Consider the following 23859-nt stretch of genomic DNA (forward strand, 5'->3'; position numbering starts at 1 on the left):
TGGCCGAGCACCACCCCCGGGGGCCACCCGCCGACCGCGCGTCGGCGGGTGGCCCCCGGTCCGTTCCCGGGGCCGCGCGCCTCTCCCCGAAGCAGTGAATCGGTGCTTCAATTCTTTCATGGCCTACCGACGCACGCCCGCCGTACAAGCCCGCCTGGACGCCCAGCGCGAGGCGGTGCTCCAGGCCGCGGTCGGGCTGCTCGCCGAGCGCGGCTACGGCGGCTGCACCATGGCCGCGGTCGCGGACCGCGCCGGGATCGCCACCGGGTCGATGTACCAGCACTTCGCGAGCAAGGCCGAGCTCTCGGTCGAGCTGTTCCGCCGGGTCGTCACCCGGGAGGTGGCCGCCGTGCACGAGGCCGTCGCCCGGCACGACACCCCCCGGACGCGCATCGCGGCCGTGGTCGAGACCTTCGCCGCCCGCGCCCTGCGTGCGCCACGGCTCGCCCACGCGCTCCTGGTCGAGCCGGCCGACACCGTGGTGGACGCGGAACGCCTGGTGTTCCGGCGGGCCTTCCGCGACGTGATCGCCGCCGAGATCACCGCCGCCCTCGCCACCGGCGACGTGCCCGGCCAGGACCCGGAACTGACCGCCGCCGCGATCGTCGGCGCGGTCGGCGAGGCGCTCGCAGGTCCGCTCGCGGCGGCCCGTCCGCCGGACACCCGGACCGCCCCGCCCGAGGTGGTCCCCGCCCTGGTCTCCTTCACCCTGCGTGCCCTGGGAGGACGCGATGACAGCGACGCATGAGGTCACCAACCAGGTACCCCTGCCGTACGGACACGACACCGCGGCCGATCCGGCCCTGCTCGCCGCCCTGCACCGGGCCGGCGCGGGCTGGGCCGAGCCGGAGCTGCACGAACTCGGCCGGCTGGCCGGCTCCGAACAGGCCGCCGAGTGGGGCCGGCTGGCCAACGAGCACCCGCCGGTGCTCCGCACCCACGACCGTTTCGGCCACCGGATCGACGAGGTCGAGTTCCACCCGTCCTGGCACGAGCTGATGCGCACCGCCGTCGGCCACGGCCTGCACGCCGCGCCGTGGCGGGACGACCGGCCCGGCGCGCACGCCGCCCGCGCCGCCAAGTTCCTCGTCTGGGGCCAGGTCGAGGCCGGTCACACCTGCCCGGTCTCGATGACCTACGCCGCCGTGGCCGCCCTGCGCGCCGCCCCGGCGCTGGCCGCCGAGTTCGAGCCGCTGCTGACCTCCACCACGTACGACTTCGGGCTGCGGGCACCGCAGGGCAAGCGGGGCCTGATCGCCGGCATGTCGATGACCGAGAAGCAGGGCGGCTCGGACGTCCGCACCAACACCACGGCCGCCGCCCCGCGGCCGGACGGCAGCTACCGCCTCACCGGCCACAAGTGGTTCACCTCGGCGCCGATGTCCGACCTCTTCCTGACCCTCGCCCGGGCGCCCGGCGGGCTCAGCTGCTTCCTGCTGCCGCGGGTCCTGCCCGACGGCACCCGCAACCGGATCCACCTCCAGCGGCTCAAGGACAAGCTGGGCAACAAGTCCAACGCCTCCGCCGAGATCGAGTACGACGACGCGGTCGGGTGGCTGGTCGGCGAGGAGGGCCGGGGCGTCCCGACCATCATCGAGATGGTCAACATGACCCGCCTCGACTGCACCACCGGTGCCGCCTCCGGCATGCGGCTCGGCGCCACCCGGGCCGTCCACCACGCCCTGCACCGGCGGGCGTTCGGCAGGGCACTGGTCGACCAGCCGCTGATGCGCAACGTGCTCGCCGACCTCGTCGTCGAGTCCGAGGCGGCCACCACGGTGGCGATGCGCCTCGCCCAGGCCACCGACGCGGCGCTCGCCGGGGACACGGGCGAGGCGCTGGTCCGCCGGCTCGGCCTGGCGGTGGCCAAGTACTGGGTCTGCAAGCGCGGTCCGGCGCACGCCGCCGAGGCGCTGGAGTGCCTCGGCGGCAACGGCTACGTCGAGGAGTCCGCGATGCCCCGGCTCTACCGCGAGGCGCCGCTGGTCTCGATCTGGGAGGGATCCGGCAACGTCGCCGCCCTGGACGCGCTGCGCGCCATGGCCCGGCGCCCGGAGACCGTCGAGGCCCTCCTCGGCGAGCTGGACGCCGCCGCCGGCGCGGACCGCAGGCTGGACGCCGCCGTCGCCGGGCTGCGCAAGGAGCTGGCCGGCCCGGACGACCCGGAGTTCGGCGCCCGCCGGCTGGTCGAGTCGATGGCACTGGCCTTCCAGGGTTCGCTCCTGGTCCGGTACGGGGACCGGGCGGTGGCCGACGCGTTCTGCGCCTCCCGTCTCGGCGGCGACCACGGAGCGGCCTTCGGCACGCTGCCGGCCGGCGTCGACGCGGGCGCGATCATCGACCGCGCCCGCCCGGTGCCGGCATGACGGGTCCGGCCGAGCAGGCCGTGCAGGCCGCCCGGGAGGCCCGGGAGGCCCGGGAGGCCCGGGAGGCCCGGGACGCCGAGACGGCCGGGGTCCGCGCCTTCTGGCAGGGCCTCGGCCTGCCCGGACTGATCGACGTGCACACGCACTTCATGCCGCAGAACGTCCTCGACAAGGTGTGGGCGTACTTCGACGCGGCCGGTCCGCTGGTCGACCGGCCGTGGCCGATCACCTACCGCGAGGCCGAGGACCGGCGGGTCGGGTGGCTGCGGGAGTTCGGTGTCCGGGCGTTCACCGCGATGCTCTACCCGCACAAGCCCGGCATGGCCGGGTGGCTCAACGGCTGGGCCGCCGAATTCGCCGCCCGCACCCCGGACTGCCTGCACACCGCCACGTTCTTCCCCGAGCCCGGGGCACCCGGGTACGTGGCCCGGGCGATCGAGGGCGGCGCCCGGGTCTTCAAGGCGCACCTCCAGGTCGGCGGCTACCACCCGGCGGACGAGCGGCTCGACGAGGTCTGGGGCCTTCTCGCCGAGACCGGTACGCCGGTGGTGACGCACTGCGGATCGGGGCCGGTCCCCGGCAAGCACACCGGTGCCGGGCCGATCGGCGAGGTGCTCGCCAGGCACCCCCGGCTCGTCCTGGTGGTCGCCCACCTCGGCCTGCCCGAGTACACCGACTTCCTCGACCTCGCCGAGCGGTACCCGGAGGTCCGGCTCGACACCACCATCGCGTTCACCGACTTCGTCGAGCGGGACACCCCCTTCCCGCCCGCCGAACTGCCGCGCCTGGCCGGGCTCCGGGACCGCGTCCTGCTCGGCAGCGACTTCCCCAACATCCCCTACCGGTACGTGCACCAGCTGGACGCGCTGGAGCGGACCGGGCTGGGGGAGGACTGGCTGCGCGCGGTCTGTCACGACAACGCGGCCCGCCTCTTCGGCATCTGACGATACGTCAATGCATGGCGCGGGCTGCGGCGCGGCCCTCCCCGGGCGGCCGGGCCCGACCGGCGGGGAGGCCATGACCTCGGAGGTAATCGACGCCTTCCGGGCGGCCCGCCAGAGTGGGCGGCACCGGGTCGCGGGACCGCGGCCCGGGATCCGTTCCGACCACCGGAGGCCGATCCGCCATGTCCGCGAACACCCTTGCCGCCGCCCGTCCGACCGCCCCCGCCTCCCCGAAGGCCCTGCGCGGCTACCTCGCGCTGGACGCCGTCGTGACCGGCGGCAACGGCCTCGCCTACCTGGCCTTCTCCGGCCCGCTCGGTGACCTGCTCGGCGTCGGCCGCTCGACGCTGGTCGAAATCGGTGTGCTGCTCACGGTGGTCGGCCTCGCCGTCGGCCTGCTGGCAGCCCGTCCGCAGCCGCCGCGGCTCGCCGTGCAGGCGGTGATCGAGGTCAACCTGGCCTGGACGGTGCTCAGCGTCCTGGCGATGGAGCTCTGGCTGGAGCCGACCACCGCCGGCCTCGTCTGGATCCCGCTTCAGGCCGGCACGGTGCTCCTCTTCGCCGTCCTCCAGTTCACCGCGCTGCGCCGCCGGGCCGTCGCCCGCTGAGGGGTCACCGCTCCGGTCCCACGGCGGCCTGGAGGAACGCGACCGTCTCCGCGTCGGCCGGGAGGAAGGCCTCCAGGGCGAGTTCGGAGACGGTCACGTCCATCGGGGTGTTGAACGTCGTGATCGTCGACAGGAACGACAGCACCCGCCCCCCGAAGGCGATCCGCAGCGGCAGCGCGAAGGGGAACAGGGCGGTGGCGTCGTCGTCCGCGCCGTCGTCCGCCGCGCCGCCCACCGGGTCCGGATAGGCGCCGACCTCGTCGAGCAGCGCCCGCAGCGGCTCGGAGCGGATCAGTCCGACCTGCCGCTCCATCCGCTCCAGCAGGTGCTGCCGCCACTGCCGCAGGTTGACGATGAGCGGGGCCAGTCCCTCGGGGTGCAGGGTGATCCGCATCGCGTTGAGCGGCGGTTCCAGCAGGTGCGGGGCGACCCCGGCGAGCAGCATCCCGAGCGAGCGGTTGGCCGCCAGGACGCGGAAGGTGCCGTCGACCACCAGCGCCGGGTACGGGTCGTGCGAGGCCAGCAGCCGCTCCATGCCGGAGCGCAGCGCGTCCATCGCGGGGTCGTCCAGCTGCTTCTCGGGGTAGTGCGGCGCGTACCCGGCGGCCAGCAGCAGGGTGTTGCGCTCGCGGACCGGGACGTCGAGGTGCTCGGCGAGCCGGAGCACCATCTCCTGGCTGGGCCGGGCGCGTCCGTTCTCGACGAAGCTGATGTGCCGGGCCGAGGAGTCGGCCAGCAGGGCCAGTTGCAGCTGGCTGAGCCGGCGCCGCTCCCGCCAGCCGCGCAGCAGGACGCCCACGCCCGAACCGGTCTCCGGCCCCATCCCCGCGATGATCGTCATGGGCGGGACAGTAGTACGGAGGCCGTACCGGCGGGGGTGGCGGGGTCAGGCGCCGGTGGTCGATCCCGGTCGGATGATCATCAGGACCACGACCACCGCCCAGAGCAGGTTGAACACGCCGGCGGTCATCGGAAGCAGCTTCAGTCCCCGGACGGCCCTGCCGTGCTCGGCCGTCTCGGCGTCGAGGTCGAGCGCGTCCACCGCGGCCTGCTGCGCGGGCAGGACGAACAGCAGCAGGGACAGCGCCGCGACCGCGGTGAGCACCATCGAGACGATCAGCCAGGACTGGTCCAGCACGTCCATCACCTGGGCGACCCCGATGCCGAGCACCGGGACGGCTATCCCGAGCAGCGCGTAGACCTGGGTGATCCGGTGCAGCATCCGGAGCATGCCGGCGTCGGCCGCCTTGTCCGGGCCGCCGGCGAGTGCCGCCGACGCCCGGCGGGGGAACATGCTGACGGCCACGGCCACCGGACCGATGAACAGCACCGAGGCGAGGACGTGCAGGCTCAGCAGGAACTTGGCCATGGCGGGGCACCCTAGGGACTCAACGGGGGCTGCGCGGGCGATCGCGGCGCGGACAGCCGGGGCGTCCGGTTCCTCCGCCCTGGTCAGGACGCTAACACCGCTTATCCGGAGCCCCTCCGGGCGGGTGGATCCGCGGCCGGTCAGCCGGCCGGCGGCGCCAGCACCACCACGCGGGGCGGCACGGCGCTCACCGCCGCGACGGCCGCGCCGTGCGCGTCGTCCACCCAGTCGAGCAGGTACAGCTCCTCGAATCGGCTGAGCAGCGGCCCGCCGGCGGGCAGGTCCAGGGCGAGGCCGGAGAGGTCGACGCCGGCGAGTTCGTCCAGGCTGGTGCGGCCGATCTTGATCAGCGACTCCTTCCGGACCCAGAACCGCAGGAAGGCCGACGCCGGGTCGGCGTGCGCCTCGACCTGCCGCAGCTCGGCGGCGGTGAGCACCCGCCCGGCCACGTCGAGCAGGCTGCCGCTGCGGGCGTTCAGCTCGACGTCGACCCCGATCGGCCGGTGTCCGGCGGCGGCGGCGACCACGCCCTTGGTGTGCGAGAGGCTGACCGAGACGTCCGGGTGGTCGGGCAGGTACGGCTTGCCGTGGTCGCCCTTGCCGCAGTCGGGGCAGTTCTGCGCCAGGGTCAGCCCGGCGGCCGGGACGCCGAGCAGCCGGGCGGCGCAGAGCCGGACCAGGATGTGCGCGGCGGTGAAGTCGACGCGCGCGGCCTCGTGGCGGAACCGGGCGGCGCGCTCCTTCTCGACGGCGGTGAGCAGGTGCTCGCCGGCCTCGGGGTGGCGCAGCACGTCGGCGCTGGCCGCGACGGTGGCGAGTGCGGCGTCCGTGCCCGTGTCCGCCCCCGTGCCCGTGCCCGTGTCCGCGTCCGGGCGGGTGTCCGGGTTCTCGTGCGTCTGCTGGGGCTCGGAAGTCATGGTCTCAACCTAGCGGGGAGGGGCGGCCCACGGGGCCGGTCGGCCGTTCGACGGATTGTCGGATCGCTGCTGATGGTCTGTAGGGTGTGGATCGTCCGATTTGATATTTGATGTCCCGGATCTGAGGGAATCAGGTGGGATGATCCTGTATCAAACGGAACGAGGCAGGTTGTGCAACCTGCCCTTTTCTCTGCGCGGAGGAATGTGTCGATGGATCAGGGCACCGGTACGCCGGATCACAGAAGAACCGCCGTGGAGCGCGCGCCGGCCGCCGGCCGGCGACGGACCGTCCGGGTCGCGGTGGCGACCGCCGTCGCGGCACTGCCGCTGGCGGCGGTGCTGACGGTCGGCTCCGCCGCGCCGCTGGCTCCGCCGCTGGGCGCCTGCAGCGGGCCGGACTGCCCGGCCACCTGGCCGCCGCCGAACAACGGCGACTTCCCCGGCCGGGACGCCACGATCAACGTCTTCACCGGCGGCGACTACACCGTGAACGGGCGGGCCGCCGAGGCCGAGGGCAAGATCGTCGCGCTCGGTGACTTCACCGTCGACAAGAGCGAGGGCGGTGGCGCCTACAACGCGGGCGTGGTCGGCGTCGGCTCCCGCGTCGTGCCGCCGAACGGCAGCGACTTCCTCACCGTCGGCGGCAACGTGACCATGCTGCCCGGCAACTCGCTGCTGATCGGCGGCAGCGACTCGCAGGGCCAGGCCTTCGGCAACCTGCGCTACGCGGGCACGCTCACCGGCACGGTCTCCATCGACCCGACCGGTCAGGCGATCCAGGACGCGAACGCCGCCGCGCCGTACCAGTCGGTGCTCACCCAGATCGAGGACGTCTCCGCCTGTGTCGGGCGGGCGACGGCCACCGGCACCGTGGCGGTCACCATGACCGAGGCGACCTTCACCGGTGACGGCACCAGCATGAAGCAGGTCTTCAACGTCACCGGGAGCCTGGGCGCGGCGGCCCGGCAGATCGGCCTGGTGTTCAACAACATCCCGGCCGGTGCCACCGTCGTGGTCAACATGCTGTCCGACGACGCGAACATCAACACCTACACCGGGACGGGCCTGCCGGGCGACCCGACCACCGAGATGCGCTCCAAGCTGTTGTGGAACTTCCCCACGGCCACCTCGGCGCAGATCCTCGGCAGCGCGCAGTTCCAGGGCTCGGTGATGGCCGGCAACCCGGCCGGCACCACCACCATCGCCATGCCGGGCATGAACGGCCGGGTCTACCTGGCGGGCAACCTGATCCAGACCGGCAACGGCGGCTACGAGATCCACAGTTACCCGTTCGACGGGGACCTGCCGGACTGTGAGGTGACGCCGAGCCCGTCGCCCACCTCGCCGACCTCCTCGCCGACGTCGCCGACCGCGAGCCCGACCTCCCCGACCGCGAGCCCGACCTCGCCGACGGCCTCGCCCACGTCCCCCACCGCGAGCCCGACGTCCCCGACGGCCTCGCCCACGTCCCCCACCGCGAGCCCGACCTCGCCGACGGCCTCGCCGACCTCGCCCACCTCCTCGCCGAGCTCGTCCAGCGCGGCGCCGACCAGCCACGGGCCGACGAGCCACGGGCCGGGCGGCCACGGATCGGGCAGCCACGGTCCGACCGGCCACCACCCGGCCCCCGGCAAGCCGGGCGGCGGGGGCGGTGAACTGCCGTCGACCGGCGCGGGCAACGGCCCGGTCGTCCTCGGCCTGGCCGGCGTGGGCCTGCTGGGCCTCGGCGGCCTCGCCGTGCTCGCCGCCCGCCGTCGCGGACGCCACAGCTAGCCGCGTCCCGCAGTCGGCCCCGGGCCGCCCGGTCACCTCGACCGGGCGGCCCGGTCCGTTCCCGCCGGGACCGGCGCCCACCCGGGGTGCGCGGCCCGGCGGCCGTTCACCGGGCGGGCGGCCACCCCGCGAGGCCCGACCCCAGCAGGCCGAACCCCGCGGTCACCGCGGCTTCCACCCTCGTGCGGACCGCGTCCACCGGCTCGCCCGCCACCATGCCCCGCCGGATCTCCGCGAACACCGCCCGGTGCGCCCCGGCGATCGCGCCCGCGACCAGCCGGGGGAGCGGGGCGTCCGCGGGTGTCCCGGCCTCCTCGGCCAGTGCCGCCGCCAGCGCCCGCTCGGCGCGCTCGCCCAGATCGAGCAGCCGTGCGCGGAGCGCCGGGCTCTCCGCGACCAACCGCCAGAACACCGCCGCCTGCGGGCTCAGCCCGTACGTCGGCTCGCCCGCGTCCAGCCCGGCCAGCAGGTCCGTCCGGACGGCGTCCACGACGGACGCGCCCGCCGGACGCTCCCGCACCACTCGCGCCAGGTGACCCTCCACCTCGTCCTGCCGGTCGAAGAAGAGGTCCTCCTTGGTGGGGAAGTAGTTGAACACCGTGTTGGGCGAGACCCCGGCGGCCCGGGCCACCTCGACCACGGTCACCTGCTCGAACCCGCGCTCGGCGAACAGCCCCATGGCGGTGTCGGCCAGCAGGGCGCGGGTCCGGTGCTTCTTGTCCTCGCGAAGTCCCATGCCGAAATCATAGTGCCGCACCAAACTTGCAGTGACACCAATAATGTCGGCTACGGTGAGGCATGACCTTCACCTTCGGCATCTATCCCGGCGGCCTGCTCGGCGACGACACCGGCACGGTCGCACCCGTGAGCCCCGACGACCCGGACCGGATCACGGCCGCACTGCGTGACCTCCAGGGCGGGGCGCCCACCCTGCTCGTCCGCGCCTACCGCTCGTACCCGGAGGGGCCGGCCACCCCGCCCACCCCGGCCGGGCCGGAGCGCTACGCCGTCGAGGGCCGCCGGCTCGACCTCGTCCTGCAGTTCCGCGAGCCGACCGGACGGCTGGACGGCTGGCTCGACTTCGTCCGGCGGACCGTCCGCACCGAGGGCCACCGGATCGGCGTGCTCCAGATCTGCGAGGAGCCGAACGCCGACTCGCCGGTGCTCGACGGCTCCGTCCCGAACGTCCGGCAGGCCCTGGTCCAGGGGGTGGTGGCGGCCAAGGAGGAGGCACTGGCCTGCGGCCTCGACCTCGCGGTGGGGTTCAACGCGGTGCTGACCTTCGACCCCGCCGACACGTTCTGGCCGGACCTCGGCGCGCTCGCCGACGAGCGGTTCCACCGCGCGCTCGACTACGTCGGTCTGGACTTCTTCCCCGACGTCTTCCGCCCCGTCCCGGCCGAGCGGCTCGCCGAGGTGGTCGCGGCGGTGCTCGCCGGCTTCCGGAAGGAGAGCGTCGCCGCGGCCGGCATCGGCCCGGCGGTGCCGATCCGGATCTGCGAGCACGGCTGGCCGACCGGGCCGGACCGCTCGGAGGGGCGGCAGGCCGAGGTGGTGGAGGAGGTGGTCCGGACGGTCGCGGGCCTCGCCGCCGAGCTGAACGTCACCGGCTACGGGCACTTCGGCCTCCGGGACGCGGACAGCGCCGGCCCCGGTCCCTTCCACCACTTCGGCCTGCTCCGGGACGACTACACGCCCAAGCCGGCCTTCGGGGTCTACCGGCGGCTGATCGCCGAACTGACGGTGGTCTGAAGCCGGCCCGACGACGGCCTGAAGCCGGCCCGACGACGGTCCCGACGGAGGTCCGGCGGCGGCCCCGGACGGGCGGCGGCCCCTCGCCCGGTCCTGCGGGGGAGGGGCCGCCCGGGCCGGTCAGGTCACCTCGCCGCGGCGGGCGAAGCGCTCGTCCTTCCACTCGCCGCTCTCCAGCACCTCCGCCAGGTGCCGCGCGGCGTCCCACACGTCGGTGTACGAGAGGTAGAGCGGGGTGAAGCCGAACCGCATGAGGTCCGGCGCCCGGAAGTCCCCGATCACCCCGCGCGCGATCAGCGCCTGCACCACCGGGTAGCCGTCGGCGTGCCGCAGCGCGACCTGGCTGCCCCGCCGGGCGTGCTCCCGCGGGGTCGCCACCTCGATCCCGTCCAGCCCCTCCACGAGCGAGACGAACAGGTCGGTCAGCGCCAGGCTCTTGGCCCGGACGGCGGCCCGGTCGACCCGCTCCCAGACGTCCAGCGAGGACTCCAGCGCGGCCTGTCCGAGCAGCGAGGGCGAGCTCGTCAGGAAGCGGCCGATGCCGTCCTTCGGCGCGTAGCCCGGCTCGAAGGCGAACGGGCGGGCGTGTCCGAACCAGCCGCTCAGGGGCTGCTCCGGGCCGGCCTCCAGGTGCCGGCCGGCCACGTAGAGGAAGGCCGGCGAACCGGGTCCGCCGTTCAGGTACTTGTAGGTGCAGCCGACCGCGAAGTCCGCGCCGCTCGCGCCGAGTTCGACCGGGAGCGCGCCGACCGAGTGGCAGACGTCCCAGATCATCAGCGCCCCGGCGGCCTGCACCCGGGCGGTGATCCCGGGCATGTCCAGCAGCTCGCCGGTGCGGTAGTCGACGTGCGAGAGGACGACCGCGGCGACGTCCGCGTCCAGGTGGGCGTCCAGCTCCGCCGGGTCCACCAGCACGCTGCGGGCGCCGGGGACGAGCCCGGTCACGCCCTCGGCGATGTACAGGTCGGTCGGGAAGGCCGCGCCGTCGCCGAGCACCGTCCCCCGCCCGGGGCGCAGCCGCAGGGCGGCGGTCAGCACCTTGAACAGGTTCACCGAGGTGGTGTCGCAGACCACCACCTCCTCCGCAGCGGCTCCGACCAGCGGCGCGATCCGCCGGCCCAGCCGGTACGGCTGCTCGAACCAGCCCGCGTCGTTCCAGCTGCGGATCAGCTCCCGGCCCCACTCCTCCTCGACGACCTGCCGCACCCGCCCGGGGGTGCGGACCGGCAGCGCGCCGAGCGAGTTGCCGTCGAGGTAGACCACCCCCGGCGGGAGGGCGAACTCCCCGCGGAACGCCGCCAGCGGGTCGGCGGCGTCCAGCGCCCCGCACTCCTCGCGCGTGATCATGCCCAGCCTCTCGTTCGTTCTGCCCGTGCCGCCGGCCGCGCCGGTCACAGCTCGTTCCGGACGGTCCACAGCTCCGGGAAGACGTCCTGCTCGGCCGCGCGGCGCAGCCAGGTCAGGCCGCTCGAACCGCCCGAGCCGGGCTTGGCGCCCATCGACCGCTTCACCGACGCCAGGTGGCGCTGACGCCAGCGGGTCACCCGTTCGGCGACGTCCAGCAGCGCCTCGGCGAGCGGCAGCAGCCCGGCGAACTCCGGCTCCGTGTAGACCCGCCGCCAGGCCGCCGTCACCGCCTCGTCCTCCTGGTACCGCTGGTCGGACGCCTCGTGCGGCACCACCAGGCCGCGCCGGGCCAGCAGCGCCAGCGCGTCGTCGTACAGACCGGGAGCGTGCAGCGCGCCGGTCAGTTCGGCGAGCGTCTCCGGGGTGTCCCGGTACATCCGCAGCAGCGCGGCGTTCTTGTTGCCGATCAGGAACTCCAGGTGCAGGAAGGCCGACGACTGGAAGCCCGAGGCCTCGCCGAACACCGAGCGGAAGGCGTTGAACTCCTGCGGGGTCAGTGCGGCCAGCAGGTCCCAGGACTCCACCAGCACGTCCTGGGCGTGCGTGCCGCGCCGCAGCGCGGCCAGCGCGGTCGGCAGGTCGTCCTCGCGCATCGCCTGCTGGGCGAGGGTCCACTCGTGCCGCAACAGGTCGAAGAGCAGCTCCATCACCTGGGTGGTGACGATGAACGACAGTTCCGCCGGGACCTTGCTGAGCGGGTGCTGCAGGCTGTGCAGTTCCTCCAGCCGGGCGTAGCGGGCGTACGGGGTGCCCCGACCCGGCTCCCCGCCCCGACCGAACGACAGGCTGGGTGTCTCCACCGTGTCGTGCCCCATGCGGATCCCTTCTGGTTCTGCGGCGACGGACATCCAGGGGTCCGACAGCCGGACGGCCGATAACCGGACGGGCCCGGAATTCGGTCCTGCCGCCCCGGGCGTCGCCGCGGCCCCATTGTGCGGCGGCCCCGGCCCGCATTTGAATGGGTGGCGGGCACGGCAACCGCGACCGGGCCTGTCGTACGAGAGGCGTTTTCCCGATTCTCCTCACGATCGCAAAGCAGCGGGATCCAGCCACTCGAAACCGATCCGCGAGGAGCCGTGATGGACGCCGTCGACCGCCGTCTGCTGGCCGAGCTGCAGGCCGACGCCCGGCTCTCGTACAACGAACTCTCCCGCCGTGTGAGCCTCTCCGCACCCGCCGTCGCCGAACGCGTGCGCCGTCTGGAGGCCGACGGGGTGATCACCGGCTACCACGCCCACGTGGACCTGACCCGCTCCGGGCTGCCGATCACCGCCCTGGTGCAGATCCAGTGCTACGGACCGCGCTGCCTGCTGCGCGACCCCGCGGTGGCGGCCTGGCCGGAGGTGCTCCAACTGCACCGGGTGACCGGAGGGGCCTGCTGCGTCCTGCTGGTCGCGGTGCCGACGATGGCCGACTTCGAGGCGCTGACCGACCGGCTCGGCGGTTACGGGCAGCCGTCCAGCTCGATGATCCTCTCCAGCCCGGTGCCCTGGCGGCCGGTGGAGGTGCCGTAGCCCGGGGCGGAAGCGGTGCGCAGGCGGCCGGGCGGCGTGGACGGCCCGGCGGCGGACCGGGGCCGGCGGAGGGAGTAGGTTCCTCGCCATGCCGAACGACCCGAACGACCGTCACATCCTGCTGCTCCCGGGCAGCCTGCGCGCCGGATCCGCCAACGAGACGGTGCTGCGCACGGCCGCCGCCGTCGCGCGCTTCACCGAGGGCATCACCGCCACCTACTACACGGGTCTGGGCGGGCTGCCGCACTTCAACCCGGATCTGGACACCGACCCGCTGCCGGAGCCGGTCACCGGGCTGCGGGCCGCGATCGAGGCCGCCGACGCGCTGCTGATCTGCGCCCCCGAGTACGCGGGCACCCTGCCGGGCGCCTTCAAGAACCTGCTGGACTGGACGGTGGGCGGCATCGAGATCGCGGAGAAGCCGGCTGCCTGGATCAGCACGGCCGGGCCGGGCCGGGGGCTCGGTGCGGAGGAGGCGCTCCGGACCGTGCTCCGGTACACCGGGGCGGTCGTGGTGGAGGAGGCCTGCGTGCGGGTCCCGCTGGCGCGCGGGGACGTCGGGCCGGACGGGCTGGTCGCGGACCCGCTGGTGCGGGACCGGATCGGCGAGGTGATGGTCCGGCTGACCACGGCCGGCTGAGCGGGGCGGGCCGACCGCGGCCCCGCCCGCCCGCCCGGCCGGCGCCGTGCCGGCCGCCTCCCACGCCGGGCCGCTTCCCACGCCTGGCCGCCGCCCTGCCCGTCGGGGCTCAGTGCCCGTCGGGCAGGTGCAGGCCCAGCCCGGCCAGTCCGTTCAGGAACAGTTCGACGCCGACCGCCGCCAGCAGCAGGCCGAGCAGCCGGGAGACCACCTCCAGCGAGGTGCGGTGGGTGTGGCGCATCAGCGGGGCGAGGACGGACACGCAGACGTAGTTGATCAGCACGACGGCGAGGTACGCGCCGGCCACGGTGACCCGCCAGCCCCAGTCGTCCTTGGTGAGCGAGCCGACCAGCACCGCGGTGACCGCCAGCGGGCTGGCGATGTAGGGCAGCAGCAGTTCGCGGATGCCGTCCACCATCGGGTTGGCGAGGTGCTCGTCCTCCTCGTCGGTGCCCCCGCCCAGGTGGACGCCGAAGACCAGTGCCATCGCGTAGGTGAAGAAGATCGTCCCGCCGGCCAGCTGCAACGACTGGTCGCTGATGTGGAACAGCGACGTGACGAAGTCGGCGCTGAAGGCGAGCACCACGCCGATCACCGCCGAGATGATCGTGCTCCAGGCGGCCAGCCGACGCAGCTCCGCGGTGGACCGGGTGCCGGCCAGCCGGGCGAAGGACAGCAGGACCTTCGGCGGGCCCACGACGGCGAAGAAGGCGATGAAGGCGCTGCTCAGGTTGAAGACGAACATGGGCCAAGCATCCCTTCGGCGGTCGGCGCGGCCCGGCCGCCACGCCCCCGGGCACGGTGTCGTCCGGCGCCGGCCACGCCGGTGGCGGTTCATTCCCGGCCGGGCCTGAAATCGCCCGGATGGCGGTCCCGAGTCGAGCCGTCGGGCGTCGTCCGGTGCTATGGAAACCGGATCGTCCCTCCGCTGGTGACTGGAAGAGGATGCGACATGGCTCTGAACCGTATCGACCTGGGCCTGCTGGCCCTGCGCGGTGCCGTCGGCGGGGTGTTGATCGCCCACGGCACCCAGAAGCTGTTCGGCTGGTTCGGCGGCGGTGGCCTGGACGGCACCGCCAAGGCGATGGAGGCGATGGGCTTCCACCCGGCCCGGCAGAGCGCCCTGGCGGCGGGGCTCGGCGAGGCGGGCGGCGGCGCGCTGCTGGTCGCCGGTCTGGCCACGCCCGCGGCCGGCGCCGTGGTCGCCGGCACCATGGCTGGCGCGGTCGCCGTGCACGCCCCGGCCGGGTTCTTCATGACCTCGGGCGGCTACGAGTACCCGGCCTTCCTGGGGGCGGCCGGTCTGGCGCTGGGGCTGGCCGGCCCCGGCCGGTACTCGCTGGACCACCTGACCGGGCACGTCTTCAACCGGCCGTGGGTCGGCGTGCTGGCCTTCGCCGGCAGCGCGGCCTCGGCGTACGGGGTGGTGGCGCGGCGCCGGCACGTCGTCCGGTTGCAGGAGGAGCGGGCGGCGGTGGAGGCGCAGGAGCAGGAGGGCGCGGGGCTCTCCTGAGCACCTGCGGGCGCTCCCCGGGGGTGTGCCGGGCCGACCCCCGGCCGCCCTCCGGGGCGCGCCGGGCGCCGTTCCGGCCTCCCGCCCGGGCACCGCGGCCCCGGGTCTGCGGCCCCGGGTACCGCGGCTCCGGGCACCGCCGGGCTCCCGCCCGGGTGCCCCGGGGGCGGCTCCGGAGGGTGCTCACCCGAACGCACCAGCCCTGATGGCAGGCCCGCCCCGGCCCCCGGAGGGTGGGCGGGAGGCGTGCCGGGCCCTCCGGCGCAGGCCAGAATCGAGGACCCCGATGGATCGCCAGCCGCTCAGCCGCACTGCGGCTCCGTCCCGCCGGACCGTCGCCCGGCCCGGGCCGACCGCGCGGGACCGGGCCGCCCCGCCCCGGCCCACCGTCCAGGACCAGGCCGCGCCGGCCGTCCGCCGTCCGCGCCGGGCGCTGGCGGCGGTGCTGGGCGCCGCGGTGCTCGGCGGGGCCGCACTGGCCGGCTGCTCCTCGGACTCCGCGCCGAGCAGCGCCGTCTCCTCGGCCGCCGCCGCGGTGCAGTCGGGGATCGCGGGCGCCGCCTCGGCCGCCGCGTCGGCGGCGAGCTCGGCGCTGTCCTCGGCGGCGGGTGGGCTCTCCTCGGCGGCCGCGTCGGTGGCGGGCGGGCTCTCGTCGTCCGCCGCGTCGGCGCAGGCCGCGGCGTCCTCGGCGATCGCCGGGATCAAGGGCGGCCTGGATGCCAAGGGGGACACGTCGCTGGGTGCGGTGACCACCGCCTCGGACGGCAAGGTCGAGGTGCCGGTCACCGTGAACAACCACGAGCAGCAGGCCAACCGGTACGTGGTCCAGGTCAACTTCACCGACGACTCCGGCAACGTGCTGGACGCGGCGGTGGTCAACATCTCGGACGTGGCGGCCGGACAGAGCGGCCAGGGGACCGCGCGCAGCAACCGGGACCTCACGGGCTCGGTCAAGGCCGTAGTCGCCAATGCCGTGCGGTACTGAGCCGCCGGCGGCCGGTACCGGTCGCCTGCTCCGGCCCGGCCGACCCCGCTGACCCGCAGGTCAGCGGGGTCGGCCCGGTCACGGGGGAACCTTAAGGGCGGCTCAAGCCTCAACATCACCCCTTGACGGGGTAGTTGGTCTAGTCCATTTTAGTGCCCAGGTGCAGGGAGCCCCTGAACCGGCGTCAGTGGTTCGCCACTGGCGCCGGTTCGGCTTCTCCCGGCGTCCGTCGAAGGCATGCTCTCGCTCGATTCCCCATCCCGTTCTGTCATGTCCTGGTCGTACGGCCCCACCCCGTACGAGCGCCCGGGACGGACGGAATCCCCCACACCAGGAGTCACGCACCCATGCTCCGTTCACGCATCGAAAGGGCCGGGGCCCCGGTTCAGGAGGGCGGCCGTCGTCGGCGGTCCAAGAGCCTGACCGCGATCGCCGCCGGTACCACGGCCTCCCTGCTGCTCGGCGCGGGCCTCGCCCTCTCCGGCGGGACCGCGGCCAACGCCGCCGTCACCAACACCACCGGCGCGCCCGCCACCAGCGGCGGCATCAAGGTCGCCTACTTCGACCAGTGGTCGATCTACGCGAACGCGTACTACCCCAAGACGATCCAGGACACCGGCGTGGCCGGGAAGCTGGACTACCTGGTCTACTCGTTCGCCAACATCCACCCGACCAACCTCTCCTGTTTCCAGGCCACCAAGGCGGCCAACCAGGACGACAACAACCCGAACGCCGGTGACGGCGCGGGCGACGCGTTCGCGGACTACCAGAAGAGCTTCGGTCCGGACATCTCGGTCGACGGCGTCGGCGACGCCTGGGGCCAGCCGATCGCGGGCAACTTCAACCAGCTGAAGAAGCTGAAGGCGAAGAACCCCAACCTCAAGATCCTGATCTCGCTGGGCGGCTGGACCTACTCCAAGTTCTTCTCGGCGGCGGCGGCCACGGACGCCTCCCGCAAGAAGCTGGTCTCGTCCTGCATCGACATGTTCATCAAGGGCAACCTGCCGGTCGACGCCGGCTACGGCGGCCCGGGCTCGGCGGCCGGCATCTTCGACGGCATCGACATCGACTGGGAGTACCCGGGCGGTGGCGGTCACGCCGGCAACCTGGAGAGCCCGAACGACAAGCAGAACTTCACCCTGCTGCTGAAGGAGCTGCGTGAGCAGCTCGACGCCCAGGGCAAGGCCGACAACAAGACCTACGCCACCGCGGCGGCGGTCGGCGCCGGCCAGGACAAGATCCGGAACGTCGAGACCGACAAGATCGGTCAGTACCTGACGTTCCTGGACATCATGACCTACGACATGCACGGTGCGTGGGACGCCAAGGGCCCGACCAACCACCAGGCCCCGATCTACTCCGGTCCGAACGACCCGATGACCCCGGCCAAGCCGGGCAACGGCAAGTACTCGGTCGACGCGGCGATCAAGGCGTACACCGCGGGTGACCCGGACTACGGCATCCCCGGCGGCTTCCCCGCCAAGAAGATCAACGTGGGTGTCCCGTTCTACTACCGTGGCTGGACCGGCGTCCAGAACAACGGCAAGAACGGCCTCTTCCAGCCCGCCACCGGCCCCGCCGCGGGTGCCGCGCTCTCGGGCAACGTCCCCGGCATCCAGATGTACAAGGAGCTGGCCGGCTTCGTCGACAACCCGGCGAAGACCTTCTGGGACGACACCGCGAAGACCACGTACTTCTACGACGGTTCGACGTTCTGGTCGGGTGAGGACGCCCGTTCGATCCAGGCGAAGATCGACTACGCCCACTGCAACGGCCTCGGCGGCTCCTTCGCCTTCTCGCTGTACGACCTGGGCACCAAGACCGCGCTGTTCGACAAGATGGTCGAGGCCACCAACGGTTCCGCCGCCGCCTGCCCGGCCGCGCCGACCACGCCGCCCACCACGCCTCCGACCACCCCGCCGACCACGCCGCCGACGACGCCTCCGACCACCCCGCCGACGACTCCTCCGACGACGCCGCCGACCACTCCGCCGACCACCCCGCCGGGTTGCGCCGCTGCCCCGAGCTGGGACTCGGCCACCACCTACGCCACCCCGACCAAGGTCTCCTGGAAGGGTCGCTACTACACCAACAAGTGGTGGACCAAGGGCGACGACCCGTCGCTGGCCGGCCAGTGGGGCGTCTGGACCGACAACGGTCCCTGCTGAACCCCCCGGTTCGACCACCTGAGCACCTGAGCACCTGAACGCCCGTGCACCTGGAGATCCGCGGAGCGGAGACCCGAGTGCCCGAGTGTTCGAGGGCCTGACGGACCCTCGCACCGCAGTGCACCGCAGTACACAGCAGTCCGGCCCGCCGGGGGAGTCTCCCCGGCGGGCCGGACTGCTGTCGTTCGCGGGCCGTCAGCCCAGGTCGGCGGTGCGGCCGAGGGCGTCCGGCTGGCTCTCCTCGATCCGGCGGAGCATCCGCGCCAGGATCCCGGAGAGGACGGTGCGGTCCTCGCCCACGACGTCCTGGAGCAGTTCCTCCTCGAAGCCGGCGGCCATCCGCATCGACTCCAGCCACTTGTCGCGGCCGAGGTCGGTCAGCTCGATGATCACCCGGACCCGGTTGGCCTCGTCCCGTTCCCGGGTGACCAGGCCCTCGGTGACCATCCGGTCGATCCGGTGGGTCATCGCGGCCGGCGTGAGTCCGAGCCGCTTGGCCAGCTCGCCGGGCCCCAGCTGGTACGGACTGCCCGAGACCACCAGCGCCTTGAGCACCTCCCACTCCGCCGAGGTGATTCCCAGCACAGTGAGCTGCCGGTCGTAGGCGACGGTCATCCGCCGGGCGACCCGGGAGAGCGTCTGCACGATGGTCTCCACCTGCGGATCCACCATGGGGAATTCCCGCTGGTAGACGGCCACCTGCTCGGCGATGCCCAACTCGCGGTCGGTGGCCGGCGCGGGCTTCTCTGCAGTCATGCCGACCAGTGTCGCATGAAGAGGTGCACTCCTTAAGCCTTTGACTCAGCACTCTTCCAGTGCTAAGACTTTAGGGTCAAACTTTAGCTCTTAAGTCTTCCGGCCTTAAGAGTATCCAGTGAAAGCCAACGGACCCTTGACGGATCCGGCCTTGGCGGAGCTCGACGAAGGGGTGTGCACGGTGACCGGCACGGTGAAGCAGCAGAGGCAGCAGCGTCGCGGGGCGGGCGGCCCGCTGCGCCGCGTCCAGATCGGCAACGCGCTCAGCGCGTTCGGCAGCGGGTTCACGATGCCGTACATGTTCGTGTACGTGGACCAGGTGCGGGGACTGGGGTCGCTGGCCGCCGGGATGGTGTTCACCGTCTTCGCGCTGGCCGCGCTCGCCGTCCTGCCGTTCACCGGCCGCGGCATCGACCGGTACGGCCCGCGTCCGGTGCTGCTCGCCGGTGCCGCGCTCGCCGCCACCGGCGCGTTCGCCTTCGGTCACGCCACCGACACCCCGGCCCTGCTGGTCTCCTCCTTCCTGTTCGGCGCGGGTGTCACCACCTGCCAGCCGGCGCTCGCCACGATGATCGTCCGCTGCTCGACGGCCGCGACCCGTTCGCACGCCTTCGCTCTGCAGTTCACGCTGATCAACCTGGGCATGGGCATCGGCGCGCTGGTCGGTGGGCAGATCGTGGACGTCGCCGACCCGGCCAGCCTGACCCGGCTCTTCACCATCGAGGCCGCGACCTTCCTCGGCCTCGCCCTGGTGACCGGCACCGCCCGGATCCCGAACGCCGCGCCGGTGGCGGTCCAGGAGAAGGCCGGCGGTCCGCAGGGCCTGCGCGCCCTGGTCGCCGACAAGGCGATGTTCCGGCTCTGCCTGCTCGCCGGGCTGATCTTCTTCACCTGCTACGGCCAGTTCGAGTCCGGCGTCGCGGCGTTCGCCACCGACACCGTCGGCACCGCCCCCTCCACCCTGGGCATCGCGATCGGCGCCAACGCGCTGACCATCGTGGTGCTGCAGATGTTCGTGGTGCGGATCACCGCCCGCCGCCGGCGGACCACCGCGATGGCCGCCGCCGGAGTGGTCTGGCTGGGCGCCTGGACGATGGCCCTGGTCGCCGGTCTGATCCGGACCGAGACGATGGCGGCCACCGTCGCGATCGTCTCGATCTACGCCCTGTTCGGCGTCGGCGAGTCGCTGCTCGCGCCCACCCTGGGCCCGATCGTCGCGGACCTCGCCCCGGCCCGGCTGCTCGGCACCTACAACTCCGGCTACGCCCTCGTGAAGCAGATCGCGATCGCCGTCGGCCCGGCCGTGGGCGTGCTGCTGGTCGGCTCCGGCACCTGGCCGCTCTACCTGGCGGCGATGGCCGGCTGCACCGTGCTGATCGTGGTGATGGCGCTGCGCCTGCGGCCGTACCTCACCGCGGCCCAGGACAACGCGGCCCCGGCCGTGGTCCGCACGCCGGTCCCGGTGGTCCGGGAGCTCCAGACCGCGGCGTGACGCCGGGCGCGCGACCGGCGTCCCGACCGCGGGGCGCGGGCCGCGCGCGACGGCAGCGGCGACGGGGGCGGGCGACGGCAGCGGGCGATCACGACGGGTGACCGCCGGGGGAGCCCGCCACCGGGTGGGACAGGTGTACGAAACGGGCGCCGGACCAGGATCGAGCAGGTCACCTGGACGGCGCCCGTCGCGCTTGGCTTCGCGACCACCGGCACATAGTGTCAGTGGCTGTTGACCGCCCGGCCCCGGCCGGCACAGGCGAGACAGGCGAAATCGGCGAGGCTATGACGCAAGTGGCGCTCACGCACCCACCCGCACCACCAGCCCCCGCAGCCCCGGAACCGGGGCGGCGGGGGCTGCTGCGCAAGGCGGCCGACCGGGCCGACTGGCTCGGCCCGATCGGTGTGGCGCTCTTCGCCGGACTCCTGCGGTTCTGGAACCTCGGGTACCCCAACGCCTTCGTCTTCGACGAGACCTACTACCCCAAGGACGCCTGGTCGCTGCTGCGACAGGGCTACGAGGGCACCTGGCCGGAGAACGCCAACTCCGAGATCCTGGGCGTCCCGCAGCACATCCCGCTCACCGCGGCCCCCGAGTTCATCGCCCACCCCCCGCTCGGCAAGTGGGTCATCGCCCTCGGCGAGTGGGCCTTCGGCCTGCACCCCTTCGGCTGGCGGTTCATGACCGCGCTGCTGGGCACGGTCGCCGTGCTGATGCTGGCCCGGATCGGCCGCCGGCTCTTCGGCTCGACCCTGATCGGCTGCACCGCCGCCCTGCTGATGGCGGTCGACGGCCTCCAGCTGGTGATGAGCAGGGTCGGCCTGCTGGACGGCGTCCAGATGTTCCTGGTGCTCGCCGCCTTCGGTTCGCTGCTCGTCGACCGCGACCACGCCCGGGTCCGGTTGGCCGCCGTCCGGGACACCTACGGCGGTGACGCCGTCCGGCTCGGCCTGCGCCCGTGGCGGATCGCCGCCGGCGTGTTCCTCGGCGCCGCCTGCGGGGTCAAGTGGAACGGCGCCATGGTGCTCGCCGCCTTCGGCCTGCTCACCGTCCTCTGGGACCAGTCCGGTCGGCGCTGGGCCGGCGCCCGCCGTCCCTGGCGCTCGATGCTCCGCCGCGACGCGCTGCCCGCCTTCCTCTCCACGGTCGGTGTCGCCTTCGTCGTCTACGTCGGCGGCTGGGCCGGCTGGCTGTTCACCGGCGGTGGCAGGGGCGGCACCGGCGGAGGTTTCGACCGGCACTGGGCCGACGACCGGGCCGGGCTCTCCGCGGACAGCTTCCTCGGCGTCCCCCTCCCGCAGGTCCCGATGAGCTGGGTGCCGGCGCCACTGCGCAGCCTCTGGCACTACCACGCCCAGATGTACGACTTCAATACCGGCCTGAGCACCCCGCACACCTACCAGTCCAACCCGTTCAGCTGGCTGGTCCAGGGCCGTCCGGTCTCCATGTACTGGGAGCAGGTGCCGAACGGGCAGCGCGGGTGCACCGCGTCCGGCGGCTGCGCGTCGCAGATCCTCGGCCTGGGCACGCCGCTGCTCTGGTGGGCGGCCTGCTTCGCGCTCCTCTACCTGCTGTGGCGCTGGTTCTTCCGCCGCGACTGGCGGTCGGGCGCGGTGCTCTGCGGCGTCGCCGGCGTCTACCTGCCGTGGTTCCAGTACCAGGAGCGGACCGTCTTCTCCTTCTACATGGTGGTGCTCGTCCCTTTCCTCTGCCTGGCCGTCGCCCAGATGCTCGGAGCGATGCTCGGACCGGAGGGGTGCACGCCCGAGCGGCGACGGATCGGTGCGGCCGGGGCCGGGGTGATCGTGCTGGCGATCATGGCCTGCTTCGCCTTCTTCCACCCGCTGTACACGGCGGAGGTGATCCCGATGACGTCCTGGCAGGACCGGATGTGGTTCACCAGCTGGATCTGATCCGTGGCGGCGCTCGCGGCCGCGCAGGACCAACTGCTCCCGGTCACCCCGGTGCTCGGGGTGGTCACCGCGCTGCTGCTGGCCGCGGCCGTCGCGGTCGCGGGGTGGGGTCGGCTCGGGCACGGGTCCGCGGTGCTCCGGGCCGGGCTGCGCGCGGTGGTGCAGCTGGCTGCCGTCGCCGTGGTGATCAGCTGGGTGGCCGGCTCGCTCGGGTGGTCGGTGCTCTTCGTGCTGTTGATGTTCGCGGTCGCGGTGCGGACCGCCGGGCAGCGGATGGTGGACGGCCCGCGCACGGGCGGCGGGCGGCGCGTGCGGAGCGGTCCGCGGGCGGCCGTCGGTCGGGGGATGCCCGGCGGTCGGCGCACGGCGGGCGCGGGCGCCGAGGAAGCGGCGGGCGGAGAGGGGGCGGCCGGTGGAGAGGGGATGCCCGGCGGGGGCGGTCGCGCCTGGATGTGGGCGGCCGCGCCGATCGGGGCCGGGGTGCTGCCGGTGCTCGCGCTGCTGCTCGGCACCGGGCTCCTGCCGCCCGAGGGCCTCTCCGTCATCCCGGTCTCCGGCATCCTGATCGGCGGTGCGCTCACCGCCACCTCGCTCTCCGGCCGGCGCGCCCTGGACGAGCTCCGGCAGCGGCACGGCGAGGTGGAGGCCGCGCTGGCGCTCGGTTTCGAGGAACGGGACGCCCGGCTGGAGATCTGCCGCAGCGCGGCCGCCACCTCACTCGTCCCGGCGCTCGACCAGACCCGGACGGTCGGCCTGGTCACGCTGCCCGGCGCCTTCGTCGGCATGCTGCTCGGCGGGGCGTCACCGGTCCAGGCGGGCGCCGTGCAGCTGTTCGTGCTGGTCGGGCTGCTGGTGGTGGAGGCGGTGGCGGTCGTGGCGGTGCTGGAGCTGGTGGGCCGCGGTCTGGTCCGCGCCGGGCGGCCGGGGGAGGGGATCGGGTAGGGTGGGTGCCGTTGAAGGGGAGTAGCCCTCCACCGGACCGTCGACATACTGGCCCCCTGCGGGGCCCGGCGCCCGGGGCACACCGCACAGGGGTGCCGGCGAGACCTTCGGCCGCAGTGCTGTGATGTTCCAACCAGCGCTGTCGGGCCGAAGCGTCCCCTGACGGAGCTGCGGGAGTCCGGCGGCCCGACCCGAGGGACCGAACCCCCGATGAGCCTGACCGTAGCCGCGATCACCTTCGGCATCGTCTTCCTGTCCGAACTGCCGGACAAGACCGCCCTGGCCAGTCTGATGCTCGGCGCCAAGTACCGCGCCGGCTACGTCTTCGCCGGCATCGCCGCCGCCTTCGCCCTCCAGGTGGGCATCGCCCTGGTCGCCGGGCACCTGCTCTCGCTGCTGCCGCACCGCTGGGTGGAGGGCGTCACCGGCGTGCTGTTCCTGGCCGGCGCGGCGATGCTGCTCTTCCACGGCGGTGGCGACGAGGACGGGCACGAGACCAAGGAGCCCACCGCCAACAGCTTCTGGAAGGTCGCCGGAGCCAGCTTCGTGGTCGTGGCGATCGCCGAGTTCGGCGACCTCACCCAGATCATGACCGCCAACCTTGCCGCCAAGTACGCCGACCCGCTCGCGGTGGGTCTGGGCGCCTGGCTGGCGCTCTGCGCCGTCGCCGGGATCGCGATCCTGGGCGGGCAGAAGCTGCTGAAGCACGTCCCGATGAAGATGATCATCCGCGTGGCGGCGGGTGTGATGGTGCTGATGGCCGGGTTCAGCATCTTCCAGGCGATCACCGGCTGACGCCC

Annotated in this window: 23 protein-coding genes; 15 read left to right on the forward strand and 8 right to left on the reverse strand. The window is 73.6% G+C overall.

Translation table 11 applies throughout. The annotated features are described in order from the left end of the window. The first annotated feature begins 118 nt into the window (after positions 1-118). The 4 genes from PUR56_RS32605 to PUR56_RS32620 all read left to right on the forward strand — a co-directional run bounded on the left by PUR56_RS32605 (position 119) and on the right by PUR56_RS32620 (position 3918). Positions 119-748 (forward strand): TetR/AcrR family transcriptional regulator, encoded by a 630-nt coding sequence (locus PUR56_RS32605; protein WP_329951589.1) that lies wholly within the window; start codon positions 119-121, stop codon positions 746-748. Further along, the gene (locus PUR56_RS32610) at positions 732-2366 is read left to right on the forward strand and encodes an acyl-CoA dehydrogenase family protein (RefSeq protein WP_329951590.1); all 1635 of its coding nucleotides are present in this window, start codon (positions 732-734) and stop codon (positions 2364-2366) included. The genes PUR56_RS32605 and PUR56_RS32610 overlap by 17 nt, the downstream gene beginning before the upstream one ends. Next, positions 2363-3310, forward strand: a complete 948-nt coding sequence (locus tag PUR56_RS32615) for an amidohydrolase family protein (RefSeq protein WP_329951591.1) — start codon at positions 2363-2365, stop codon at positions 3308-3310. The genes PUR56_RS32610 and PUR56_RS32615 overlap by 4 nt, the downstream gene beginning before the upstream one ends. 182 nt (positions 3311-3492) lie before the next feature. Further along, positions 3493-3918: a hypothetical protein gene (locus PUR56_RS32620; RefSeq protein ID WP_329951592.1), complete on the forward strand. Its 426-nt coding sequence runs from the start codon at positions 3493-3495 to the stop codon at positions 3916-3918. A 4-nt stretch (positions 3919-3922) separates the two neighbouring features. Here the strand turns inward: PUR56_RS32620 and PUR56_RS32625 are convergent, their stop codons facing one another. From PUR56_RS32625 to PUR56_RS32635, 3 genes are all read right to left on the reverse strand, one after another. Next, a complete protein-coding gene (locus PUR56_RS32625) occupies positions 3923-4759 on the reverse strand; it encodes an MmyB family transcriptional regulator (RefSeq protein WP_329951593.1) in 837 nt (278 codons plus the stop codon). 45 nt (positions 4760-4804) lie between these two features. Beyond that, positions 4805-5287 carry a DUF2269 family protein gene (locus PUR56_RS32630; protein ID WP_329951594.1) on the reverse strand — a complete coding sequence of 161 codons (483 nt, stop codon included), beginning with the start codon at positions 5285-5287 and terminating at the stop codon, positions 4805-4807. A gap of 140 nt (positions 5288-5427) precedes the next feature. Next, positions 5428-6204: a 4'-phosphopantetheinyl transferase family protein gene (locus PUR56_RS32635; RefSeq protein ID WP_329951595.1), complete on the reverse strand. Its 777-nt coding sequence runs from the start codon at positions 6202-6204 to the stop codon at positions 5428-5430. A 210-nt stretch (positions 6205-6414) separates the two neighbouring features. Between PUR56_RS32635 and PUR56_RS32640 the strand changes: the two genes are divergently transcribed. After that, the gene (locus tag PUR56_RS32640) at positions 6415-7977 is read left to right on the forward strand and encodes a choice-of-anchor A family protein (protein ID WP_329951596.1); all 1563 of its coding nucleotides are present in this window, start codon (positions 6415-6417) and stop codon (positions 7975-7977) included. A gap of 106 nt (positions 7978-8083) precedes the next feature. On the opposite strand, the gene PUR56_RS32645 is transcribed toward PUR56_RS32640, so the two are convergent. After that, the gene (locus tag PUR56_RS32645) at positions 8084-8713 is read right to left on the reverse strand and encodes a TetR family transcriptional regulator (RefSeq protein ID WP_329878896.1); all 630 of its coding nucleotides are present in this window, start codon (positions 8711-8713) and stop codon (positions 8084-8086) included. 62 nt (positions 8714-8775) lie between these two features. Here PUR56_RS32645 and PUR56_RS32650 point away from each other — a divergent pair, with 62 nt between their 5' ends. Continuing rightward, positions 8776-9729, forward strand: a complete 954-nt coding sequence (locus tag PUR56_RS32650) for a hypothetical protein (RefSeq protein WP_329951597.1) — start codon at positions 8776-8778, stop codon at positions 9727-9729. Between the two features lie 120 nt (positions 9730-9849). Here PUR56_RS32650 and kynU read toward each other — a convergent pair whose 3' ends face one another. Together kynU and PUR56_RS32660 are read right to left on the reverse strand one after the other, a co-directional pair. Further along, complete coding sequence (gene kynU, locus PUR56_RS32655; protein ID WP_329951598.1) at positions 9850-11076, reverse strand: kynureninase; 1227 nt, start codon at positions 11074-11076, stop codon at positions 9850-9852. A 44-nt stretch (positions 11077-11120) separates the two neighbouring features. Next, entirely contained in the window at positions 11121-11951 is an 831-nt protein-coding gene (locus PUR56_RS32660; protein WP_329951599.1) for a tryptophan 2,3-dioxygenase, read from the reverse strand. 264 nt (positions 11952-12215) lie between these two features. Here PUR56_RS32660 and PUR56_RS32665 point away from each other — a divergent pair, with 264 nt between their 5' ends. Beyond that, positions 12216-12650 carry an Lrp/AsnC family transcriptional regulator gene (locus tag PUR56_RS32665; protein ID WP_329878892.1) on the forward strand — a complete coding sequence of 145 codons (435 nt, stop codon included), beginning with the start codon at positions 12216-12218 and terminating at the stop codon, positions 12648-12650. Positions 12651-12738: 88 nt separating this feature from the next. Continuing rightward, a complete protein-coding gene (locus PUR56_RS32670; protein ID WP_329878891.1) occupies positions 12739-13290 on the forward strand; it encodes an NADPH-dependent FMN reductase in 552 nt (183 codons plus the stop codon). A 109-nt stretch (positions 13291-13399) separates the two neighbouring features. On the opposite strand, the gene PUR56_RS32675 is transcribed toward PUR56_RS32670, so the two are convergent. Next, positions 13400-14035, reverse strand: coding sequence for a MarC family protein (locus PUR56_RS32675; RefSeq protein WP_329878890.1), 636 nt, complete (start codon positions 14033-14035; stop codon positions 13400-13402). A 207-nt stretch (positions 14036-14242) separates the two neighbouring features. Between PUR56_RS32675 and PUR56_RS32680 the strand changes: the two genes are divergently transcribed. The 3 genes from PUR56_RS32680 (at position 14243) to PUR56_RS32690 (ending at position 17956) form a co-directional block, all read left to right on the forward strand. Beyond that, positions 14243-14803, forward strand: a complete 561-nt coding sequence (locus PUR56_RS32680; RefSeq protein ID WP_329878889.1) for a DoxX family protein — start codon at positions 14243-14245, stop codon at positions 14801-14803. Positions 14804-15089: 286 nt separating this feature from the next. Continuing rightward, complete coding sequence (locus tag PUR56_RS32685) at positions 15090-15788, forward strand: hypothetical protein (RefSeq protein ID WP_329951600.1); 699 nt, start codon at positions 15090-15092, stop codon at positions 15786-15788. 347 nt (positions 15789-16135) lie between these two features. Next, positions 16136-17956 (forward strand): glycosyl hydrolase family 18 protein, encoded by a 1821-nt coding sequence (locus PUR56_RS32690; protein ID WP_329951601.1) that lies wholly within the window; start codon positions 16136-16138, stop codon positions 17954-17956. A 195-nt stretch (positions 17957-18151) separates the two neighbouring features. Here the strand turns inward: PUR56_RS32690 and PUR56_RS32695 are convergent, their stop codons facing one another. Next, a complete protein-coding gene (locus PUR56_RS32695) occupies positions 18152-18712 on the reverse strand; it encodes a MarR family winged helix-turn-helix transcriptional regulator (protein WP_329951602.1) in 561 nt (186 codons plus the stop codon). Between the two features lie 193 nt (positions 18713-18905). On the opposite strand from PUR56_RS32695, the gene PUR56_RS32700 reads away from it, so the two are divergent. From PUR56_RS32700 to PUR56_RS32715, 4 genes are all read left to right on the forward strand, one after another. Next, positions 18906-20204, forward strand: coding sequence for an MFS transporter (locus PUR56_RS32700; protein ID WP_380354221.1), 1299 nt, complete (start codon positions 18906-18908; stop codon positions 20202-20204). 284 nt (positions 20205-20488) lie between these two features. Next, a complete protein-coding gene (locus PUR56_RS32705; protein ID WP_380354139.1) occupies positions 20489-22117 on the forward strand; it encodes a dolichyl-phosphate-mannose--protein mannosyltransferase in 1629 nt (542 codons plus the stop codon). Between the two features lie 3 nt (positions 22118-22120). Then, positions 22121-23059, forward strand: a complete 939-nt coding sequence (locus PUR56_RS32710; protein ID WP_329951604.1) for an ABC transporter permease — start codon at positions 22121-22123, stop codon at positions 23057-23059. A 210-nt stretch (positions 23060-23269) separates the two neighbouring features. Next, a complete protein-coding gene (locus PUR56_RS32715) occupies positions 23270-23854 on the forward strand; it encodes a TMEM165/GDT1 family protein (RefSeq protein ID WP_329951605.1) in 585 nt (194 codons plus the stop codon). Positions 23855-23859 lie beyond the last annotated feature (5 nt).

Origin of the sequence: Streptomyces sp. BE303 (assembly GCF_036290945.1) — a bacterium.
In the GTDB taxonomy this organism is placed as follows: domain Bacteria; phylum Actinomycetota; class Actinomycetes; order Streptomycetales; family Streptomycetaceae; genus Kitasatospora.

What these genes read in the sequence shown, in the direction of transcription:
- PUR56_RS32605 (WP_329951589.1), top strand. Translation starts at nt 119, where the DNA reads ATGGCCTACCGACGCACGCCCGCCGTACAAGCCCGCCTGGACGCCCAG.
- PUR56_RS32610 (WP_329951590.1), top strand. Translation starts at nt 732, where the DNA reads ATGACAGCGACGCATGAGGTCACCAACCAGGTACCCCTGCCGTACGGA.
- PUR56_RS32615 (WP_329951591.1), top strand. Translation starts at nt 2,363, where the DNA reads ATGACGGGTCCGGCCGAGCAGGCCGTGCAGGCCGCCCGGGAGGCCCGG.
- PUR56_RS32620 (WP_329951592.1), top strand. Translation starts at nt 3,493, where the DNA reads ATGTCCGCGAACACCCTTGCCGCCGCCCGTCCGACCGCCCCCGCCTCC.
- PUR56_RS32625 (WP_329951593.1), bottom strand. Translation starts at nt 4,759, where the DNA reads ATGACGATCATCGCGGGGATGGGGCCGGAGACCGGTTCGGGCGTGGGC.
- PUR56_RS32630 (WP_329951594.1), bottom strand. Translation starts at nt 5,287, where the DNA reads ATGGCCAAGTTCCTGCTGAGCCTGCACGTCCTCGCCTCGGTGCTGTTC.
- PUR56_RS32635 (WP_329951595.1), bottom strand. Translation starts at nt 6,204, where the DNA reads ATGACTTCCGAGCCCCAGCAGACGCACGAGAACCCGGACACCCGCCCG.
- PUR56_RS32640 (WP_329951596.1), top strand. Translation starts at nt 6,415, where the DNA reads ATGGATCAGGGCACCGGTACGCCGGATCACAGAAGAACCGCCGTGGAG.
- PUR56_RS32645 (WP_329878896.1), bottom strand. Translation starts at nt 8,713, where the DNA reads ATGGGACTTCGCGAGGACAAGAAGCACCGGACCCGCGCCCTGCTGGCC.
- PUR56_RS32650 (WP_329951597.1), top strand. Translation starts at nt 8,776, where the DNA reads ATGACCTTCACCTTCGGCATCTATCCCGGCGGCCTGCTCGGCGACGAC.
- kynU (WP_329951598.1), bottom strand. Translation starts at nt 11,076, where the DNA reads ATGATCACGCGCGAGGAGTGCGGGGCGCTGGACGCCGCCGACCCGCTG.
- PUR56_RS32660 (WP_329951599.1), bottom strand. Translation starts at nt 11,951, where the DNA reads ATGGGGCACGACACGGTGGAGACACCCAGCCTGTCGTTCGGTCGGGGC.
- PUR56_RS32665 (WP_329878892.1), top strand. Translation starts at nt 12,216, where the DNA reads ATGGACGCCGTCGACCGCCGTCTGCTGGCCGAGCTGCAGGCCGACGCC.
- PUR56_RS32670 (WP_329878891.1), top strand. Translation starts at nt 12,739, where the DNA reads ATGCCGAACGACCCGAACGACCGTCACATCCTGCTGCTCCCGGGCAGC.
- PUR56_RS32675 (WP_329878890.1), bottom strand. Translation starts at nt 14,035, where the DNA reads ATGTTCGTCTTCAACCTGAGCAGCGCCTTCATCGCCTTCTTCGCCGTC.
- PUR56_RS32680 (WP_329878889.1), top strand. Translation starts at nt 14,243, where the DNA reads ATGGCTCTGAACCGTATCGACCTGGGCCTGCTGGCCCTGCGCGGTGCC.
- PUR56_RS32685 (WP_329951600.1), top strand. Translation starts at nt 15,090, where the DNA reads ATGGATCGCCAGCCGCTCAGCCGCACTGCGGCTCCGTCCCGCCGGACC.
- PUR56_RS32690 (WP_329951601.1), top strand. Translation starts at nt 16,136, where the DNA reads ATGCTCCGTTCACGCATCGAAAGGGCCGGGGCCCCGGTTCAGGAGGGC.
- PUR56_RS32695 (WP_329951602.1), bottom strand. Translation starts at nt 18,712, where the DNA reads ATGACTGCAGAGAAGCCCGCGCCGGCCACCGACCGCGAGTTGGGCATC.
- PUR56_RS32705 (WP_380354139.1), top strand. Translation starts at nt 20,489, where the DNA reads ATGACGCAAGTGGCGCTCACGCACCCACCCGCACCACCAGCCCCCGCA.
- PUR56_RS32715 (WP_329951605.1), top strand. Translation starts at nt 23,270, where the DNA reads ATGAGCCTGACCGTAGCCGCGATCACCTTCGGCATCGTCTTCCTGTCC.